We start from the raw sequence: 17,772 nt of genomic DNA on the forward strand, positions 1-17,772 counted from the left end.
ACAAACGCGGAGGGCTTACTGCCGCACGAGCGTCCGCAGGAGCTTGAGCGCTACTGAGATTGACGCGATGTCCACCTGGCCCGGGCCGGTCACCTCCGCGAAGGTGTCCTTGATCCGTGCCAGCTGCTCCTGGTGTCCGCGCTCCCAGGCCACGATGCGTTCCACGGCGTCGGGTCCTCCTGCTCCCGGCGTCGAACTGGATTGCATCACCGAGATGGTCATGTCGGCGACGGCCGAGTAGACGTCGTCACGCAGCGCCGCCCGGGCGAGTGTCTCCCACCGGCTTTGGCGCGGCAGGTCCGTGATGCGCAGGAGGAGGCCGGCGGCGTCGATCCTTTGGAAGACCGCGTAGTAGAGATCGGCGATGATGGGGATGGGCTCGTGCACCTGTTCGGATATGAGGGAGATATCCAGCAGGCCGAAGCTCTCCAGGAGATCAGAGGCACGCACGCCCAACTCCCGCGGGAGGCCCAGGCTGTCCCAGTGTGCCAGGCGCCCCTGGACCCGGTCGATATCGGAGCCGCGCAGGTAATCCGACGTCCGCGTTCGCAGCAGCTCCAACGTGGGCATGATCCGGGCCAGGGCTGTGGCGATGCGCTGGTCCCGGTGGTCGTGCGTCACATACCAGCGGGTGGCCCGGTCAAGGACGCGGCGCATATGGATGGCGAGTTCAGCGGCCTGATCACTGGGAAATTCCGGGGGCAGGGCATCAATGTTGTCCATGATCCAAGGCAAGTCGTACGCCTGGCGCGCCACCACGAAGGCTCGCGCCACCGCCGCTGCGGTGGCGGTGGTTTCTTCTTTTGCCCGAAACGCAAAGGTGATGCCGCCCAGGTTGATCATGTCGTTCGCCACCACCGTACAGATGATCTGGCGGCGGAGCGGGTGCGAGTCCAGCTCGGCGTCGAAGCGTTCGGCCAGCTGGTGGGGGAAGTAGCCTCGGAGCGTGCCTTGGAACCACGGGTCATCGGCCAGGTCGCTGGACGTGAGTTCCTTGGCGAGTTCGATTTTCGCGTAACCGGCAAGGACAGACAGCTCCGGGGAGGTCAGCCCCTTGCCGGACCGGAGCCGTTCGCGAAGCTGCTCCGTGCTGGGCAGTGCTTCCTGTCCGCGGTCCAGTTCCGAAGCGTTCTCCAGCCAGTCCATGGCACGTTCGAACCCGGGACTCCACTCAAGCACCAAGTGCCTGTCATTGAGCAGCAGCACGTTCTGGTCGGCATTGTTGGTTAGCACCAGCCGGGACACTTCGTCAGTGAGGGAGTGCAGGAACGGGCCGCGTTCGGTGTCCGGCATGCGCCCCGCGGCGATCATTCGGTCAACGAAGATCTTGATGTTGACCTCGTGGTCCGAACAGTCCACTCCGGCTGAGTTGTCGATCGCGTCCGTGTTCAGCAGCGTGCCGCTGAGGGCCGCCTCGATCCGGCCACGCTGGGTGATGCCCAGGTTGCCGCCCTCCACGATGACACGGGCCCGTACTTGGTCGCCGTCGATCCTGAGGGGGTCGTTGGCTTTGTCGCCTACGTCCTGGTGACGTTCGAAGGAAGCCTTGACGTAGGTTCCGATCCCGCCGTTGTAGAGCAGGTCCACCGGCGCCCGGAGGATGGCCTGGAGCAGGGCATGCGGCGGGAGCGCGGACGTACCGGCCGGCAGGCCGAGGCAAACCCGGACCTGCTCGGTGATGCCGATGGCCTTCGCGCTGCGCGGGTGGACTCCGCCGCCCTCGCTGATGAGTGACGGATCGTAGTCGGCCCAGGATGAGCGCGGCAGGCTGAAGAGCCGCCGGCGTTCACGGAAGGAGGTCTCGGCGTCGGGCGTTGGATCGAGGAAGATGTGGCGGTGGTCAAACGCTGCCACCAGCCTGATGTGCCGTGAGAGCAGCATGCCGTTCCCGAAGACGTCCCCGCTCATGTCTCCGATGCCCGCCACGGTGAAGTCCTGCGCCTGTGGATCCATGCCCAACGCACGGAAGTGCTGCTTGACGGATTCCCAGGCCCCACGGGCAGTGATGCCCATCTTCTTGTGGTCATAGCCCACGGAGCCTCCTGACGCGAAGGCGTCCCCGAGCCAGAAGCCGTATTCGTGCGCCACTGAGTTCGCCGTATCGGAAAAGGCCGCTGTACCCTTGTCCGCCGCCACCACCAGGTAGTAGTCATCACCGTCGTGGCGAACCACCTGAGGCGGCGGCACTATCTTCTCGCCCGCCGGTGACACCACGAGGTTGTCCGTAAGGTCCAGGAGTCCGCGGATGAAAATGCGGTAACACTCGGTTCCTTCCGCCAGCCATCCCGTACGGTCAACGGAGGGATCCGGGAGGCGTTTTGGATAGAAGCCGCCTTTGGCCCCGGTAGGCACAATGACGGAATTCTTCAGGTTTTGGGCTTTGACCAGGCCCAGGACTTCGGTGCGGAAATCTTCGCTCCTTTCGGACCACCGCAGCCCGCCGCGGGCCAGCTCGCCGAAGCGGAGATGGACCCCTTCCACCCGTGGCGAGTAAACCCAGATCTCATATTTCGGCCGCGGAAACGGGGCGTTGACGATGGCAGCCGGCGTCAGCTTGAAGCTCAGGTGCCCTTTGTCCTGGAAGTAGTTGGTGCGCAGCGTGGATTCCACCAGGTTCATGAACGTGCGCAGCAGCCTGTCGGCATCCAGGACGGGTACGGCCTCGATGGCTGCCAGGACCTCCGTGCGCGCCGCGGCCGTTTCACGGAACCGGGCGGCAGGTTCCAGGGTGGGGTCGAACTTTGCCTGGAAGAGCGCCAGGAGGGCGTGGGTTGCCCGGACATTGTTTTTCAGGGTCTCGGCGATGAAGCCGTAGGAATTGGTGGTTCCCAGCTGTTGGAGGTACTTCGCGTAGCTTCGCAGGATTACGGCCTGCCGCCACGCCACGCCCTCCCTGATGACCAAGGCATCGATTGCATCGGACTCGATGTCCCCGCGCATCGCGGCGCGAAAAGCCTGCGCCAGCAGGTCGCTGGTTGCCTCCGGGTCTACGCCGGCCGGATATTTCACGCCCAAGTCGTACAGGAACAGCTCGCGGGCCGTTCCGCGCCGGATCCCGAATGGACGCTGGTCCAGGACCTCCAGGCCCAGGTTGTGCAGGAACGGCAGGATCTGCGTCAGGCTCCGGGGCCGTGTCAGGTAAAGCCGGATCCGTGCCTCTCCCGGGGTGGCTGTTGACCGGGTCACCGTCAGGAGGGGATCGCCGGAGGGGCGGCCACCGTCTCCGTCCAGGTCGAATGCTTCGAAGTTCGCAATGTCCCGGACCGCGGTGTCCAAGCGGTAGTCCGCGCGGTAAGCCGGCGGAAACGCGTGGGACCACAGGCGGGAAATTCCCGCTGCCTCCGCAGCCGGGAAGCGCTCGCGGATGAGTTCGTCGAGGCCTTCCGCCCAGGAGCGTGTGGCAGCGATCAGGTCACGCTCCAGTTGGGCAGGGTCGACGCCGGGCTGGCCTGCTGGTGCCTCGCGGACTGCCGCTGGACGTGTGTCAGCCTGTGGCTCCGCAGTTCCGATCCGAAAGAAGATCCGCGCCATGGGCGATTCGGAGAGCCGCACCTCGAACTCGATGGAAGTGGCCTTGAAGGCGTGAGTAAACTCGCGCTCCATCTGCAGCCGGACAGCGGTGTTGTAACGCTTACGGGGAAAGAAGACGAGAGCCAGCACAAACCTGCCGAGTGTATCGGGGCGGAGGAACAGCCGTGTCTGCCGGAGCTGTTCCGCGCGCATGATTTCACGCGCGAGCCGGCTGAGGTCTGGGATGTCGATCTGGAAAAGCACCTCGCGCGGGATCGCTTCCAGAGCGGCAATCAGATCCTTGCCCTGCGGGGACTCGGGCGCCGATCCAAGAGCGTCGCTGACTGCGTTCAATTTTTCCCGGATCACCGGGATCCGCCGGACGGACTGGTGCTCGGCGCTGGGTGTGAAGAGGCCCAGGAACCGTTGTTCTCCGGTGGTTTTTCCTGACTGGTCGAAGGCCTTCACCCGGATCTCGTCCAGGTACGATCCCCGCAGGACAGTGGAGCGAACATCAGAGGTGGCCAAGGCGAGGACCTGCTGGTCCTTCATGCCGGATTCCCCTGCGCTGTTCCGGGGACCGGGGCCGGTGTCCGGGACGAGTGTGGTGGAGGGACTTCGGTGGCGCAGCAGCCCCAGCTCCGAGCCTGGCCTGAGGGCGAGCGGATCAACGCCTCCCGCCGTCGTCAATCCGTATTCGCTGTAGCCCAGGAAGACGAAGTTGCCCTCGGCCAGCCAGCGGAGCAGATCGCGGAGCTGCTGGGCCGCTGAAACAGCATGAGGCGGCGCCTGCCCCGCTGCGGCGATTGCTGCGGACAGCTTGCCGTGGATAGCGGCCTCGTCATGGGCCACTGCACGCACGTCGGCCACGACGGCCCGCAGCCGTTCCATCAGTGCCCGGGCCGCCTCGGTGTCGGCCAACCGCCCAATTTCCATGCCGATCCAGACCTCGGGCGTTCCATCGGAAGGCACAGCATTGCCCGCCTCCAGTCCCTCCCTGGCCGGACCAGGGCGGACTTCCAGCAGTGCATGGGAAACAGGGTCGCGGTGCACCAGGAAGGTGGGGTGGACCAGTTGGTGGATCGGGGTGTCCTCGCGCGTGAGCTCTGCGGTGACCGACTGGACCAGATAGGGCAGGTCTTCGGCGACCACCGCCACGACGCTGGTGTCCAGTTCGTTCAGGATGCCGACGGCGGTCTCACCGGGACGCCGCCGGGAAGCCAGCTCCAGATGGTGGGCTGCCCTGGCGCGGAGGGTCTCAGGATCGTCATTGTGCAGGTCCTCGGCAGCTACGTGCGCGTAGTATGCGGCGAGGAAATCCGCGTCGGGTTCCAACGAACCTGCGGGGGTCTGCTCCGATGTCCGTGCCATGCCACTGCGCCTCCGTGCGCGGCGGGCTGCCGGGATCACGCCTCCCCGCGCCTACTCTTCATCATGGTCGCCGCAGCCAATGCAGTCCAGTGTTGTTCCCCGGCGTCATGCGACTACTGGTCCTCGGCATCATGCACCCGCAAGCCCGCCGCCTGCCGGGCCACCTGCCGGATCGCAAGCTTGTCTAGATACCAGCCCGTCTAGGATTGTGGAATGGGCGCACATCAAACTGACGGATCCGGCTACTGGTACGGCCCGGACGGCCAACTCGACTCCGGGGCGGCCGTCCTGAAAGCCCTGCGGGATTACCGGGCGGCGGAACAGTCCGTTCGACGGTCAACCAGGAATTCGATGGGCATGGGCGAAACCGACATCCTCGCCCTCCGCTTCCTCCTGCGGGCGCAGGCTTCCGGCGAGACCGTGGTGCCAAAGGATCTGAGCCGGATTCTGGGCATCACCAGTGCTTCCACCACCTCGCTCATCGATCGGTTGGTTGCAAGCGGCCATGTCCGCCGCGAGGCGCACCCGTCGGACCGCCGTTCGGTGATCGTCGTCCCCACCACGGAATCGGATCAGGAGGTGAGGCTCACGCTGGGGGCCATGCATCGCCGAATGATGTCTGTTGCCGAAGGCCTGAGCGCAGAGGAGGCCCGCATTGTGGTGCAGTTCCTCAACAGCATGACCTCCGCTGTTCACGAGGACACGGCCCCTGAGATTAGCTAGCCTGACTAGTTATATGTATGCTTACGATCAGTCCTGGGGTTTGTGAGTGTGAAGGAGGCGTGTGCGTTGGTAAGTATTGCCGGAGTTTGCGAACCGGAATCCATGCTTTGCGAAGACGAATATCCCGTCGAGGGCCCGGACGCTCCGGTCCACTGCGGAAGCCTGATGGAACTGGGGACGCCGACAATGGGGCCGCTGGCGACCGGCTACAGCTTCGAACCTCCTGCCGAGCCTGTGCGCCTGCCGCCCGTATGGCGCTGCAGTTGCGGCTTCCAGCTGGATGCCTGGGGCGCCGGACCGTTCTTTGAAAGTTCACTGGCCAGCCATCCCGTTTCTGCTTCAAGGCCATGACAGCCCTGGCCGTCCCGGTTCAAGCTCCCCGCAATGGGGGACAGGCGGCCGTCGGGGGCCTCCTCCTCGGCCGCTACCAGCTTCGTGAGCGGCTGGGCCGGGGCTCGCTGGCCGAGGTATACCGCGCAGTGGACCTTGCCGGCGGACGCGACGTTGCGGTCAAGATCGCTGCGGATTCCACTACCAAGCAGCTGGCAAGGATCCACAATGAGGCCAGGATATTGGCCGGGTTGGAACACCCTGCCATTATCGGCTTCGTGGCGGAGGGACTCGTGCCAGAGGGCTCCCTGCAGGCGGGGAGGCCATTCATTGTCGAGGAACTTGCTTTTGGCACCAGCCTTTCGGAAAGGCTGAGGGTCGCGGACCACAGCCGGACAGACGTCGCCGCGTGGGCCGTGGACCTCTTCGACGGAGTCAGCCACCTCCATGCGCGGGGCTTGGTCCATCGCGACATCAAACCTGCAAACCTGATGCTGAGCGGGCTACGGCGTAGCCCTGTGAGGATAGTAGATTTTGGCATTGCCGCCCGCGCCGGGACCTTGCCCGAGCCGGGCATTTCCTCCGGAACGGCGCATTACATGAGTCCGGAGCAGGCATCAGGGGAGGCCGCCCAGCCATCCTGGGATGTCTACGCCCTCGGGCTTGTCCTGCTTGAGTTGCTGACCGGTACAAAAGCCTTTCCCGGGACACCCCTGGAATCACTCGTGGCCCGTACCCTGCGCAGCCCCGAGATCCCGCACAGCCTGGGCCGCGGGTGGCACGAGTTGCTGGCCGCCGCCACTGCCATGGACGCGGCCGACAGGCCGACAGCCGCCGAAGCTTCGGCCCTGGCCTCCCGCCTTATTCCCCGCGGCCGCCCGCGGTACGCCAACCTGGTGTCCTTGGGCACGGCGCGCCAGGTCCGCTTCGGGAAGCCCGCGTCAGCGGACTGACACGCTAGGCGGTCCCGCCGGTGGGGTCCTCGGCGGTGGGATCGGCCAGGGCAAGGCCACCCACCGGGCTCCCGTCCCAATGAATGAGCTTCCAGCCTGCGTCCGGATCACCTTCCAACGCCACGATGCCTGTATTGGACAAGACATGGCGGGCCGCGAACTCATGGTCGGCGTCCGCAGCGCGGAGGCCGGCCCAAGTACGGATGGCGGCGCCGTGGCTGACCACGGCAGCAGCGGCAGAATTCCCGTTGCTGGCGGCGCGCTGGGCAATCCGGGTGATGGCGGCGTCGTACCGCTCGAAGAATTCATGACCGTCCGGACCGGCCGGCATACGGCGGCCCAGGTCACCGGCTGCCCACGCGAACACCGTGCTCATGTACCGCATGTGTGATTCGTGGTCGGTCAGTTTTTCAAGTGCACCGGCCTCTATCTCGTGGAGCCCGTCCAGCACCTCAACGTCGAGGCCATGCAGCCGTGCCAGCGGTGCCGCCGTGATCTGCGTGCGGAGCAGTGTTGAGGCGTAGAGGGCCCCGATCGGTTCATCGGCGAGTGACCGTGCCATGGCCTCTGCCTGCCGCTTTCCCAGCTCCGTCAGCCCAGGCCCCGGATGGGCCGTGTCCAGCTGGCCGAGTACGTTACCGGGGGTCTGTCCGTGGCGGATGAGCAGCAACTTCATGCTCCCAGTTTCGCATCTTGCGGCAAGGCCGGGGCGCCTGCGTGACCGTCCGGCGTCGTGCGTTCCTTCCCGGTTCCTGATGCCACAGGGCGGCAAGACACGGCGTGTCACTGCGACACGCGCGAAGCCCGGGCCAGCAACTGGGCGGGAACGAACGAGGAGCGGCCACCGAAGCCCAAAACGAAGGCGCCGGGCCCTCGAGGAGCCCGGCACCGCCGTACTTTTGTTGGACGTACAGGCCGTCCTACTTGAGGTGGTCCACCAGCTGGTCCGCGATGCCGGTGTACTTGCCGGGCGTCAGCGCGAGCAGGCGCGCCTCGGCCTCGGCGGACAGGCCCAGGCTCTGGACGAATTCCTGCATCCGCGCGGCATCCACACGCTGTCCGCGGGTGAGGTCCTTCAGGCGCTCGTACGGGTTTTCCATTCCTTCGACGCCGGCAATCGCCTCGGCCCGCATGACCATTTGGATGGCCTCGCCCAGGACTTCCCAGTTGGTGTCCAGGTCACCGGCGAGGACGTCCTCTGCTACGTCGAGGCGGTCCAGGCCCTTGGCGACGTTGGAGATGGCCAGCAGGGAGTGGCCGAATGCCACGCCGATGTTGCGCTGGCTCGAGGAGTCCGTGAGGTCGCGCTGCCAGCGGGACGTGACCAGCGTGGAGCCCAGCACGTCCAGGAGGCCCGAGGAAATTTCGAGGTTGGCCTCGGCGTTTTCGAACCGGATCGGGTTGACCTTGTGCGGCATCGTCGAGGATCCGGTGGCGCCGGCCACGGGGATCTGGGCAAAGTAGCCGATGGAGATGTAGCTCCAGATGTCCGTGCAGACGTTGTGCAGAATCCGGTTGAAGCGCGCGACGTCGGCGTACAGCTCCGCCTGCCAGTCGTGGCTTTCAATCTGGGTGGTCAGCGGGTTCCAGGTCAGGCCCAACCCCTCCACGAAGGACTTGGAAACCTGCTGCCAGTCGGCTCCGGGAACTGAAGCCACGTGGGCTGCGTAGGTGCCGGTGGCGCCGTTGATCTTGCCGAGGTATTCGGTCTTGGCAATGCGGTCCAACTGGCGCGTCAACCGGTGCGCGATGACAGCAAGCTCCTTGCCCAGCGTGGTGGGCGTGGCCGGCTGGCCGTGCGTGCGGGACAGCATGGGAACTGCGCGGTTGTCCTCGGCCATCTTGCCGATCTGCGTCACAAGGGCGCGGGCGGCCGGCAGCCACACGTCCTCCACAGCACCCTTGACGCCTAGTGCGTAGGAGAGGTTGTTGATGTCCTCTGAGGTGCAGCCGAAGTGGACCATCGCAGTGAGGTGCTCGATGCCGATGGCGGGCAGGCGGCGGCCGATGTAGTACTCCACGGCCTTCACGTCGTGGACGGTGACGGCCTCGATTTCGGCGAGTTCGGAGACCGAGGCGGAATCGAATTCAGTGACGATGCCGCGGAGCTTCTCCTGCTGTTCCGCTGTGAGCGGGCCGGCGCCGGGAAGGACGTTGTTGCTGGTCAGGTGAATGAGCCATTCGACTTCGACGGCCACACGGTCGCGGTTGAGGGCCGCCTCGGACAGGTAGTCAACAAGGGGTGCGACGGCGGACTGGTAGCGGCCGTCCAGCGGGCCCAGGGCGATCTGGTCCGGTGACGCGGCGAGGGCCAGGCGTCCGGAGGGCGTGCGGGTATCAGCTGTGGCGGCAGTTTCAGGCATGTGCTGATTCTTTCACGAACTGCCCACCCACCGCTTAAGCGGCTGCTGGGTGTGACTTGTCCACATAGCCGACGGCGGTGCTTCCGTGGCCGGGCGCCGTTCCGTAGCGTCAGGTCCAGACAGCGGCGGCTAAGGGATCAGGCATCCCGACCTGCAGGGGGATTTGGACATGGGCAGTGACGTGGCGGCAGCCGACATGGCGGCATGCGAGTCCCGCAGTTATGAGGTTCAGCGGTTGGCAGGCCGGGTTGACTTGTGTCTTGGGCGGGTGGAAAAGGTCCTCGCCGGGTTTCGGGAGATCCAGCTCCTGGACTGGCAGTCGCCGGCAGGACGGGCATACCGGAATTCAGTCGCACTCCAGGAGGTGTCGTTGGGCAGGGCGCGTGGGCGGCTGGAGGACGCAGTGGCATCCGTGAGGCGCCACTCGCAGGCGGTGGGAGCCTTGGCCGGCAGCCCGGCGGGGAGCTTCTGATGGCAGAGGTAACCCCGTCGGGCAGCGGCGGACCCATCCACCTGACCGGACCGGCAGTGGACGGTTTCCTGGAGATCCGCGGAGGCTTGGGCGGCATCAGTTTTCAGCTGGAGGAACTTGCCGGGGGCGCTGAGAAGCTTGACGCAGCCGCGGAGGAGTTGGCTGCCGTGGAAGTGGAGGTTCGCCGCATCTGGGAAGACTTCTGCCTTTACGGGAATGAGCCGCACCCCACCGGCACGGCTGCCCTGATGGACATCGGGGAGGCCCAGTGGAGCATCCAGGCAGTCCGGACGGAGCTGCAGCACATCAGCCAGCAGGTACGCGACTGCAAGAGAGACTACGAAGTGGCCGAGGCAGTGATGTCTTTCAGGCGGGAGCACGCTTTGACGGGGCTGGGGACTTGCCTGAAACAGATCCGGGATGCCGAGGTGACAGGTTCCTTCAATAGGGACGCCGCTGAGCTTGCATTGGGAAATATCCCGGCCTTACTCGGCGTCATGTACGGGCCGCAGGCATATCTGGCTGGAAAGATTGCGGCCGATGCCTCGGCCGCCGCGCACGTAGGGGCCGCCACCCCCATGATCAGGAGCTTGGCCGGACTTCATCCCCGGATGTTGGAGCCACGCCCTGTTGCTGCCCGCGAGGTGGAGTCCTATCCCGTGGAGCTGGACGCATCACCGGCAGGCCTGCTGGAACGCGCACGGCTCATTGATGAACGGGGAGACGGCTACATCGAGGTCCTCAAAGTGGATAACGGCGGTCAGAAAGCCTTCGTGGTCATTGTTCCCGGCACGCAGCCCGCAGGCGGGGAGATGGGCGGCGACAATCCTTTCGACGAAGCCGGCATCGCGGAGGGGCTGGGTTACGGCTCTGCCGAGGTCAATGCGGCCGTGTTGAAGGCCCTGCGGGCCGCCGGTGCGGAACAGGGGGCATCCGTGGTCACCGTCGGCTACAGCCAAGGCGGGATCCATGCCATGAACATGGCGGCCGATGCGCAGTTCCATGCCGAGTACAACGTCAAGTACGTGCTGACGGCAGGGTCTCCAGTGGGCAGCATTGAACCGGACCCAGCCATCAGCACCCTGCATCTGGAGCATAGGCAGGACTGGGTGCCTGGATCCGATGGCGCTGCCAGTCCTGATACCCGCAATCGTGTCACCGTGACGCTGACCAACGACGTCCGCACCGCCGATGGCGAGGACCCAGGGTTGGGTCCAGGCCATAAGCTCACTAACTACCAGGAAGGCGCCCGGCTCGTTGCCGTGAGCGATGATCCTTCCCTTGTGGCCTCAACCGCCGTCCTGGGCAGCGTCCTGGGAGTCGGCGGCACGGCAACGGCTACCCGCTTCGCACTGACCCGTTCGAAGCCACCCGAACTGCCGCCCGTGGCTGTACGGAAACCAATGCCCCCTCCGCGTCCGTCTGAGATTGATCGGGCGCGGTGAGCTGTCCTTCAGCGCCGCCGTGCGCCTGGGAGCCGCCCTGCCACCACCGAGATGACACTGATGATGATTGCCGCCAGAACCGCAGTCCAGAAGAAGGAATCGATGGTGAAACGCACCGGCGTATATCCGCTGATCCAGGACGTCAAATACAGCATGGCGGCATTAATGACGATGGTGAAAAGGCCCAGGGTGAGGATGGTGATGGGCAATGAGAGGAAGCTGACCAGCGGCCGGACGAACGCGTTGACAACGCCGAAAATCAGCCCCACGAAAAGATAGGCCAGGGTGACCCCGATGGCATCCGTGCCCTGCGTGACACCGGTTTCGGCAACGGCGTTCGTGGTGGCGGCAGTGGAAATATCCAGGCCTGGCAGGATCCAACTGGCAATCCAGAGAGCCAGACCGTTGATCAGGACCCGCATGATGAAAGAGCGCATGTGCCCATGCTGTCACACCGCCCGAACACCAGGGCAGGGGAGAAGTAGGCTAGTTGGCATGACCTCACCAGAGACCCTTGCAGGGGGAATCATGCCGCGTCCAGTGGTGGGCCGGCTTCCCCGCTACGCAGCCGGCAAGCCACCCGTCGCTGTTGACGGACTGGCCAGCTACAAACTGTCCTCCAACGAGAACCCGCTGCCCCCGCTCCCCGCCGTTGTGGAGGCCATCGCACGCCAGACCGACTTCAACCGCTATCCGGACCCCCTCAGCAGCAAGCTCCGCGCGGCGCTCGCCGAGTTCCTCGACGTCCCGGCGGAGGACATCGTCACCGGGGCGGGAAGCCTCGGCGCCCTCAACCAGTTGCTGACCACCTTCGCCGGCCAGAACGACGACGGCAAGGCAGACGAAGTGATCTATGCCTGGCGCTCTTTCGAGGCGTATCCCATCAGCGTCGGCCTGTCGGGGGCGGAAAGCGTCCGCATTCCCCTGACCGCGGACGGGCGCCACGACCTCGAGGCCATGGCGGCGGCGGTCACCGTCCGGACCAAGGTAATCCTCCTGTGCACCCCCAACAACCCCACCGGTCCCGTTCTGACCACCTCGGAAACAGAGCGCTTCATCCAGGCCATCCCGTCCGACGTCGTGGTGGTCATCGATGAGGCCTACCAGGAGTTCGTGCGGGCCGAGGACGCAGTTGACGGCATCGCCATGTACCGCAAGTACCCCAACGTGGTGGTGCTCCGGACCTTCTCCAAGGCCCATGGCCTCGCAGGGCTGCGGGTGGGTTACAGCGTGTCGAATCCGGAGCTCACGCAGCACCTCCGCGTCGCAGCCACACCCTTTGCGGTGTCCCAAATCGCCGAGCAGGCAGCAATTGTCTCGCTGCAGAACTACCCCCAGGTTGTAGAAAGGGTACAAAGCATCGTGGATGAACGGGACCGGGTTACGGCTAAACTGCGCGAACTGGGCTGGTTCGTCCCCGAGGCGCAGGGCAATTTCGTCTGGCTTGACCTGGGTGCCAACAGTACGGAATTTGCCGAACTGGCGGGGGCCCAGGCCCTCTCGGTGCGGGCTTTCGGCACCGAGGGTGTCCGGGTGAGTATCGGCGAGGTGGAAGCCAACACCCGTTTCCTGCGGTTGTGTGCAGACTATACAAAGCCGCCACGCCGTTCCTAGCGCTTAACATGTAGCCCGCGCGCTACCTACTGAAGATAAAGTTAGGATCAGTAAGCCAATATATATGCCCGCTGCGGAATGCATTCCTCCAGCGGCATATATCCCAGCGACATTGCAACGCATCCGCATGCGGCAAGCAAGGAGACGGTATGGGCGCCACACATTTGCCCTCCACCGAGTTCGACGGAACAGCGGTAGACGACCAGCTTGAGGCTGATGCCGAGGCTGCCATGGGCGAGCCCCCGGCGCCGATGGTCCAGTTGCTGGGACCAGACGGAAAGCTTGGCACTGATCCCGTCTATGGCCCGTACGCCGAGAAGCTCGATCCCGAGAAGCTGCGCGGGCTGTACGCCGACATGGCCGCAATCCGCCGCTTTGACGTGGAGGCCACGGCCCTGCAGCGCCAAGGTCAGCTTGCCCTCTGGGTTCCGTTGACCGGCCAGGAAGCTGCGCAGATTGGCTCCGGCCGTGCCAGCCAGCCCCAGGACTACATCTTCCCCACTTACCGCGAGCACGGCGTTGCCCTCACCCGCGACGTCGACCTCGCCGAACTGCTGCGCCAGTTCCGTGGGGTGTCCAACGGCGGGTGGAACCCCAAGGACACCAACTTCCACCTCTACACTCTGGTCCTGGCCGCCCAGACGCTCCACGCCGTGGGTTACGCCATGGGCATCCAGCGGGACCAGAAGTCCGCTGCGGCTTCGGACCCCGTGGGTACGGAACCGCCGGCAGCGGTCATGGCCTACTTCGGCGACGGCGCCAGCTCCGAAGGCGACGTCCACGAATCCATGGTGTTCGCCGCGTCCTACAACGCTCCGGTGGTCTTCTTCTGCCAAAACAATCACTGGGCCATTTCCGTGCCCAGCACTGTGCAGACCCGCATTCCGCTCTCCCACCGGGCCAAGGGCTACGGGTTCCCCGGCATCCGCGTGGATGGCAACGACGTCATTGCCGTGCACGCGGTCACCGAGTGGGCCCTTGACCATGCGCGCCAAGGCAAGGGGCCGGTGCTGATCGAGGCTTTCACCTACCGCGTCGGCGCCCACACCACTGCTGATGACCCCACCAAGTACCGGCTGTCGGCGGAGGAAGATGCGTGGCGGGCCAAGGATCCCCTGCTCCGGCTGGAGAAGTACCTGCGGGCTGAGGGCATGGCAGACGACGCCTTCTTTGCCAAGGTGAAGGCTGACGGCGACGACCTTGCGGCCTACGTCCGGCGAACTACCCACGACCTTGAGACCCCTGACATCCGTACGGCCTTCGCGAACACCTACGTCGAAGCCCACCCGCTGGTTGCGGAGGAGCTTGCCTGGTTCGAGGAGTACAGCGCAGGGTTTGCCGGCGAGGAACCCGCCGGACAGGCAGAAACAGAGGCAGGCCACTGATGACCACCATGACAATCGCCAAGGCCATCAACGAAGGCCTGCGCTCAGCCCTGACCAACAACCCCAAGTCCCTGCTGATGGGTGAGGACATCGGTCCCCTCGGCGGCGTCTACCGCGTTACCGACGGGCTGATCGCGGAGTTCGGCCCCGACCGCGTGGTGGATACACCGCTGGCAGAATCCGGCATCATCGGTACGGCAATTGGCCTTGCCCTGCGGGGCTACAGCCCCATCTGCGAGATCCAGTTCGACGGGTTTGTGTTCCCAGGCTTTAACCAGATCACCACCCAGCTGGCCAAGATGCATGCCCGCAGCAACGGCAACCTTACGGTGCCCGTAGTCATCCGCATCCCGTACGGCGGCGGTATCGGTTCGGTAGAGCACCACTCCGAGTCCCCCGAGGCCTTGTTCGCGCACACCGCCGGGCTGCGCATCATCACGCCGTCCAACCCGCATGACGCGTACTGGATGATCCAGCAGGCGGTCGAATGCCAGGATCCCGTCATCGTCTTTGAGCCCAAGCGCCGCTACTGGCTCAAGGGCGAGGTGGACACTGAGGCCGCCGGCGAAGCGGAGGATCCCTTCAAGGCACACGTACTCCGGGAGGGCACGGATGCCACCATCGTGGCGTACGGCCCCCTGGTGCCAGTGGCACTGGCCGCTGCGAACGCTGCGGCCGAGGACGGGCGCAGCGTGGAAGTTATCGACCTCCGCTCCATCTCACCGATCGATTTCGACACGGTGGAGGCGTCGGTGAAGAAGACCGGACGCCTGGTGGTTGCCCACGAGGCACCCACCTTCGGCGGCATCGGCGGCGAAATCGCGGCCAGGATCAGCGAACGCGCCTTCCTGTCCCTCGAAGCCCCAGTCATCCGTGTTGGCGGGTTCCACATGCCGTACCCGGTCGCCAAGGTCGAGGAAGACTACCTTCCGGACATCGACAGGATCCTTGAGGCGCTGGACCGGGCCCTGGCCTACTAGCCTGGTCCGCCTATCCCCACTCAGACTTGCCGCCCCGTCTCCTGGCCCGGAGCGCGGACTTGAGCTTTTCGAAACCGAGGACATCATGACTGTGAACAAGTTCAACCTTCCCGACGTGGGCGAAGGCCTCACCGAGGCGGAAATCGTCTCCTGGAAGGTCAAGCCGGGCGACACCGTCGCCATCAATGACGTCCTGTGCGAGATTGAAACGGCTAAGTCCTTGGTGGAGTTGCCGTCACCTTTCGCCGGGACAGTCACCGAGCTGCTGGTCCCTGAGGGGATCACCATCGACGTCGGAACCCCCATCATCAGTGTCACTGACGCTGTATCCGGCGACCCCACTCCGGCCGATGTCCCAGCTCCGGCCACTCCGGTCCAGCCCCTTTACGGTAAGCTCCCAGCGTCCGACGCCGGCACAACGGACAGTGCCCTGGCCGGCGGTCCGCTGGTGGGCTCCGGTCCCAAGGCCGACGCCGTCAAGCGCCGCGCGCGCAAAACCGCGCCTGCCGTGGCTGCCGGGTCAGCCCCGGTCCCGGAGGTTGCGCCTGTTGCTGCCCGGGTCCCGGCGGCCAAGCCTGTCGAGACTCCGGCTGTGGATGACCGGCCCACCCTGGGTGACACGATCACCGGCCTGGTGAACAGGGTCCTGGCCAAGCCTCCCGTGCGCAAGATTGCCCGCGACCTGGGAATCGACCTGGCGGACGTTGTGGCGACGGGCTCCCGCGGCGAGGTCACCCGCGAGGACCTGGTGAGCTACCAGGCCCAGCGCGACGCCGAATTGGACAAGGCCGACGGATTCTGGGGCAAGGCCAATAAGCCGCAGGACCAGCGGATTGAGCGTGTTCCCGTCAAGGGCGTCCGGAAGGCGACGGCGAAGGCCATGGTGGAGTCTGCCTTTGCCGCACCCCACGTCAGCATCTTCGTGGACGTGGATGCCAGCCGCACCATGGAGTTCGTGAAGCGGCTGAAGGCCTCGCGTGACTTCGAAGGAATCAAGGTCTCGCCGCTGCTGATCCTGGCCAAGGCCGTCATCTGGGCGGCAGCCCGGAACCCGAGCGTCAACGCCACGTGGGTGGACAATGCCGATGGCACCGACTCCGCCGAGATCCACGTTAAGCACTACATGAACCTGGGCATTGCAGCAGCCACGCCCCGGGGCCTGATGGTGCCCAACATCAAGGATGCCCAGGATCTCTCACTGAAGGAACTTGCCCTGGCGCTGAACAACCTGGCCACGACGGCCCGGGCTGGCAAGACCCGACCCGCCGAAATGCAGGGCGGCACGCTCACCATCACTAATATCGGCGCGCTGGGAATCGATACCGGGACGCCCATCATTAACCCCGGAGAGGTGGCGATCGTCGCCTTCGGAACCATCAAGCAGAAGCCTTGGGTCCTGGACGGGGAAGTGATCCCGCGCTGGATCACCACCCTGGGCGGTTCGTTCGACCACCGCGTGGTGGACGGTGACCTGTCTGCCCGCTTTATGGCTGACGTCGCAGCCATCCTTGAGGAGCCGGCACTCCTGCTGGACTAGGTTCACCCCACAGACACAGGCCCCGTAGGCGAACAAGCCCGGAAGATCGGAAGACGAGGCACTTTGACTGATTCAGCCCTCCGCGCCCAAAACCGGTCAGCACGATGGCTGACGGAGGTTTTCCAGCCGCCGGTGGTAGTCACGCTTCAGCTGCTGATCAGCCCCCTCACCGAGCCTGGATTCCCGGGAACCATTGGCTACGGGGCCCTTGCCGCGCTGTTCGTCTGCGTCCTGCCAGTGTTGCTGCTGTTGGGCCTCGTGCGGCTGGGCAAGGTCACGGACCACCATGTCAGCAACCGCGAGCAGAGGGCGCCGGTGTTGCTGATGGCCTTGGCGTCGGTGGTGGCAGGGCTGCTGGTGCTCATTGCTGTCGGCGCGCCGCCAAGCGTTGTGGTGATGGTTTTGACCATTGTGGGCGGCATTGTGGTGACTGGAGCGGTGAGTCCCTTCTGGAAGATCAGCGGACACGCCGCGGCCATATCGTCGTCGGCCGTTATCACTGTGATGATGCTGGGTCCGGCCTGGCTGCCGCTGCTGGTGCTGATTCCCGCAGTGGGCTGGTCCCGTGTGGTGCTGCGCGCCCATACAGCGGGCCAGGTTGTGGCCGGATCGCTCGTTGGCGGGCTGGCGATGTCGGGCTTCTGGTGGCTGCTCCAGGGCTGGCTGGCCTAGCCGACGTTCGGCTGGCATCCTGTCGGCCGAACCGGCAGCACGCCGCCTAGAAGGATGCGTACGTGGACATGATCTGGGTGGCCTCAGCGCCCATTGCCGTGCCTCCAAGTGTCCAGGCAGCTGCCATCATGAGGCCTCCGATGCCGATTGCAATGGCTGAGAGTGCTGCGAAGAACTTCCAGTCCTCGCGCAGGACACTTTCAAAGGTGTCCGGCAGCTGCAGTCCTGGGGAGATGAGGTTGGGGGCGCTGTCCACGGAACCGTCGTCCAGCAGGGCCACTACCCGGCCGTTGCCGCGGTCCACCCGCATGGAGCAGATGTGGTTGCCATGCCTGGCGAGGAGGATATCGTGGCCAACGAGCTGACGGCGCTGGAGAGTGATCAAGGGGGCCCCTTATGTGGTGCGGCTGGTTGTTG

The 17,772-nt window shown here is 65.1% G+C and carries 14 protein-coding genes; 9 read left to right on the forward strand and 5 right to left on the reverse strand.

Annotated features, from left to right (window positions below):
* Window positions 1–15: 15 nt before the first annotated feature.
* Window positions 16–4,881, reverse strand: coding sequence for an NAD-glutamate dehydrogenase (locus V9L18_RS18770; RefSeq protein ID WP_337348669.1), 4,866 nt, complete (start codon window positions 4,879–4,881; stop codon window positions 16–18).
* 213 nt (window positions 4,882–5,094) lie between these two features.
* Here V9L18_RS18770 and V9L18_RS18775 point away from each other — a divergent pair, with 213 nt between their 5' ends.
* Together V9L18_RS18775 and V9L18_RS18780 are read left to right on the forward strand one after the other, a co-directional pair.
* Window positions 5,095–5,604, forward strand: coding sequence for a MarR family winged helix-turn-helix transcriptional regulator (locus V9L18_RS18775; protein ID WP_337348670.1), 510 nt, complete (start codon window positions 5,095–5,097; stop codon window positions 5,602–5,604).
* Between the two features lie 347 nt (window positions 5,605–5,951).
* Complete coding sequence (locus V9L18_RS18780) at window positions 5,952–6,887, forward strand: serine/threonine-protein kinase (protein ID WP_337348671.1); 936 nt, start codon at window positions 5,952–5,954, stop codon at window positions 6,885–6,887.
* Window positions 6,888–6,891: 4 nt separating this feature from the next.
* Here V9L18_RS18780 and V9L18_RS18785 read toward each other — a convergent pair whose 3' ends face one another.
* Window positions 6,892–7,563 (reverse strand): histidine phosphatase family protein, encoded by a 672-nt coding sequence (locus tag V9L18_RS18785; RefSeq protein WP_337348672.1) that lies wholly within the window; start codon window positions 7,561–7,563, stop codon window positions 6,892–6,894.
* A gap of 244 nt (window positions 7,564–7,807) precedes the next feature.
* On the reverse strand, window positions 7,808–9,250 hold the full coding sequence (purB, locus tag V9L18_RS18790) for an adenylosuccinate lyase (RefSeq protein WP_337348673.1): 1,443 nt from the start codon (window positions 9,248–9,250) through the stop codon (window positions 7,808–7,810).
* A gap of 169 nt (window positions 9,251–9,419) precedes the next feature.
* Between purB and V9L18_RS18795 the strand changes: the two genes are divergently transcribed.
* Window positions 9,420–9,722, forward strand: a complete 303-nt coding sequence (locus V9L18_RS18795) for a hypothetical protein (RefSeq protein WP_337348674.1) — start codon at window positions 9,420–9,422, stop codon at window positions 9,720–9,722.
* Window positions 9,722–11,167, forward strand: a complete 1,446-nt coding sequence (locus tag V9L18_RS18800) for a hypothetical protein (RefSeq protein WP_337348675.1) — start codon at window positions 9,722–9,724, stop codon at window positions 11,165–11,167. The genes V9L18_RS18795 and V9L18_RS18800 overlap by 1 nt, the downstream gene beginning before the upstream one ends.
* A gap of 8 nt (window positions 11,168–11,175) precedes the next feature.
* Here the strand turns inward: V9L18_RS18800 and V9L18_RS18805 are convergent, their stop codons facing one another.
* Complete coding sequence (locus V9L18_RS18805) at window positions 11,176–11,604, reverse strand: phage holin family protein (RefSeq protein ID WP_337348676.1); 429 nt, start codon at window positions 11,602–11,604, stop codon at window positions 11,176–11,178.
* A gap of 58 nt (window positions 11,605–11,662) precedes the next feature.
* On the opposite strand from V9L18_RS18805, the gene hisC reads away from it, so the two are divergent.
* From hisC to V9L18_RS18830, 5 genes are all read left to right on the forward strand, one after another.
* Entirely contained in the window at window positions 11,663–12,781 is a 1,119-nt protein-coding gene (gene hisC, locus V9L18_RS18810) for a histidinol-phosphate transaminase (protein WP_337348677.1), read from the forward strand.
* A gap of 149 nt (window positions 12,782–12,930) precedes the next feature.
* On the forward strand, window positions 12,931–14,166 hold the full coding sequence (gene pdhA, locus V9L18_RS18815; RefSeq protein WP_337348678.1) for a pyruvate dehydrogenase (acetyl-transferring) E1 component subunit alpha: 1,236 nt from the start codon (window positions 12,931–12,933) through the stop codon (window positions 14,164–14,166).
* The gene (locus V9L18_RS18820) at window positions 14,166–15,146 is read left to right on the forward strand and encodes an alpha-ketoacid dehydrogenase subunit beta (protein WP_337348679.1); all 981 of its coding nucleotides are present in this window, start codon (window positions 14,166–14,168) and stop codon (window positions 15,144–15,146) included. Before pdhA ends, V9L18_RS18820 begins: the two co-directional genes overlap by 1 nt.
* An 85-nt stretch (window positions 15,147–15,231) precedes the next feature.
* On the forward strand, window positions 15,232–16,683 hold the full coding sequence (locus V9L18_RS18825) for a dihydrolipoamide acetyltransferase family protein (RefSeq protein ID WP_337348680.1): 1,452 nt from the start codon (window positions 15,232–15,234) through the stop codon (window positions 16,681–16,683).
* 63 nt (window positions 16,684–16,746) lie between these two features.
* A complete protein-coding gene (locus tag V9L18_RS18830; protein ID WP_337348681.1) occupies window positions 16,747–17,355 on the forward strand; it encodes a phosphatase PAP2 family protein in 609 nt (202 codons plus the stop codon).
* Window positions 17,356–17,401: 46 nt separating this feature from the next.
* Here V9L18_RS18830 and V9L18_RS18835 read toward each other — a convergent pair whose 3' ends face one another.
* Window positions 17,402–17,740 (reverse strand): hypothetical protein, encoded by a 339-nt coding sequence (locus V9L18_RS18835; RefSeq protein WP_337348682.1) that lies wholly within the window; start codon window positions 17,738–17,740, stop codon window positions 17,402–17,404.
* Between the last annotated feature and the right edge of the window lie 32 nt (window positions 17,741–17,772).

The sequence above is a fragment of the Pseudarthrobacter sp. CCNWLW217 genome, from assembly GCF_037203985.1.
In the GTDB taxonomy this organism is placed as follows: domain Bacteria; phylum Actinomycetota; class Actinomycetes; order Actinomycetales; family Micrococcaceae; genus Arthrobacter.

Bases quoted from the DNA above. Each gene is read 5' to 3' on its own strand.
- V9L18_RS18770 (WP_337348669.1), bottom strand. From the start codon at position 4,881: ATGGCACGGACATCGGAGCAGACCCCCGCAGGTTCGTTGGAACCCGAC.
- V9L18_RS18775 (WP_337348670.1), top strand. From the start codon at position 5,095: ATGGGCGCACATCAAACTGACGGATCCGGCTACTGGTACGGCCCGGAC.
- V9L18_RS18780 (WP_337348671.1), top strand. From the start codon at position 5,952: ATGACAGCCCTGGCCGTCCCGGTTCAAGCTCCCCGCAATGGGGGACAG.
- V9L18_RS18785 (WP_337348672.1), bottom strand. From the start codon at position 7,563: ATGAAGTTGCTGCTCATCCGCCACGGACAGACCCCCGGTAACGTACTC.
- purB (WP_337348673.1), bottom strand. From the start codon at position 9,250: ATGCCTGAAACTGCCGCCACAGCTGATACCCGCACGCCCTCCGGACGC.
- V9L18_RS18795 (WP_337348674.1), top strand. From the start codon at position 9,420: ATGGGCAGTGACGTGGCGGCAGCCGACATGGCGGCATGCGAGTCCCGC.
- V9L18_RS18800 (WP_337348675.1), top strand. From the start codon at position 9,722: ATGGCAGAGGTAACCCCGTCGGGCAGCGGCGGACCCATCCACCTGACC.
- V9L18_RS18805 (WP_337348676.1), bottom strand. From the start codon at position 11,604: ATGCGCTCTTTCATCATGCGGGTCCTGATCAACGGTCTGGCTCTCTGG.
- hisC (WP_337348677.1), top strand. From the start codon at position 11,663: ATGACCTCACCAGAGACCCTTGCAGGGGGAATCATGCCGCGTCCAGTG.
- pdhA (WP_337348678.1), top strand. From the start codon at position 12,931: ATGGGCGCCACACATTTGCCCTCCACCGAGTTCGACGGAACAGCGGTA.
- V9L18_RS18820 (WP_337348679.1), top strand. From the start codon at position 14,166: ATGACCACCATGACAATCGCCAAGGCCATCAACGAAGGCCTGCGCTCA.
- V9L18_RS18825 (WP_337348680.1), top strand. From the start codon at position 15,232: ATGACTGTGAACAAGTTCAACCTTCCCGACGTGGGCGAAGGCCTCACC.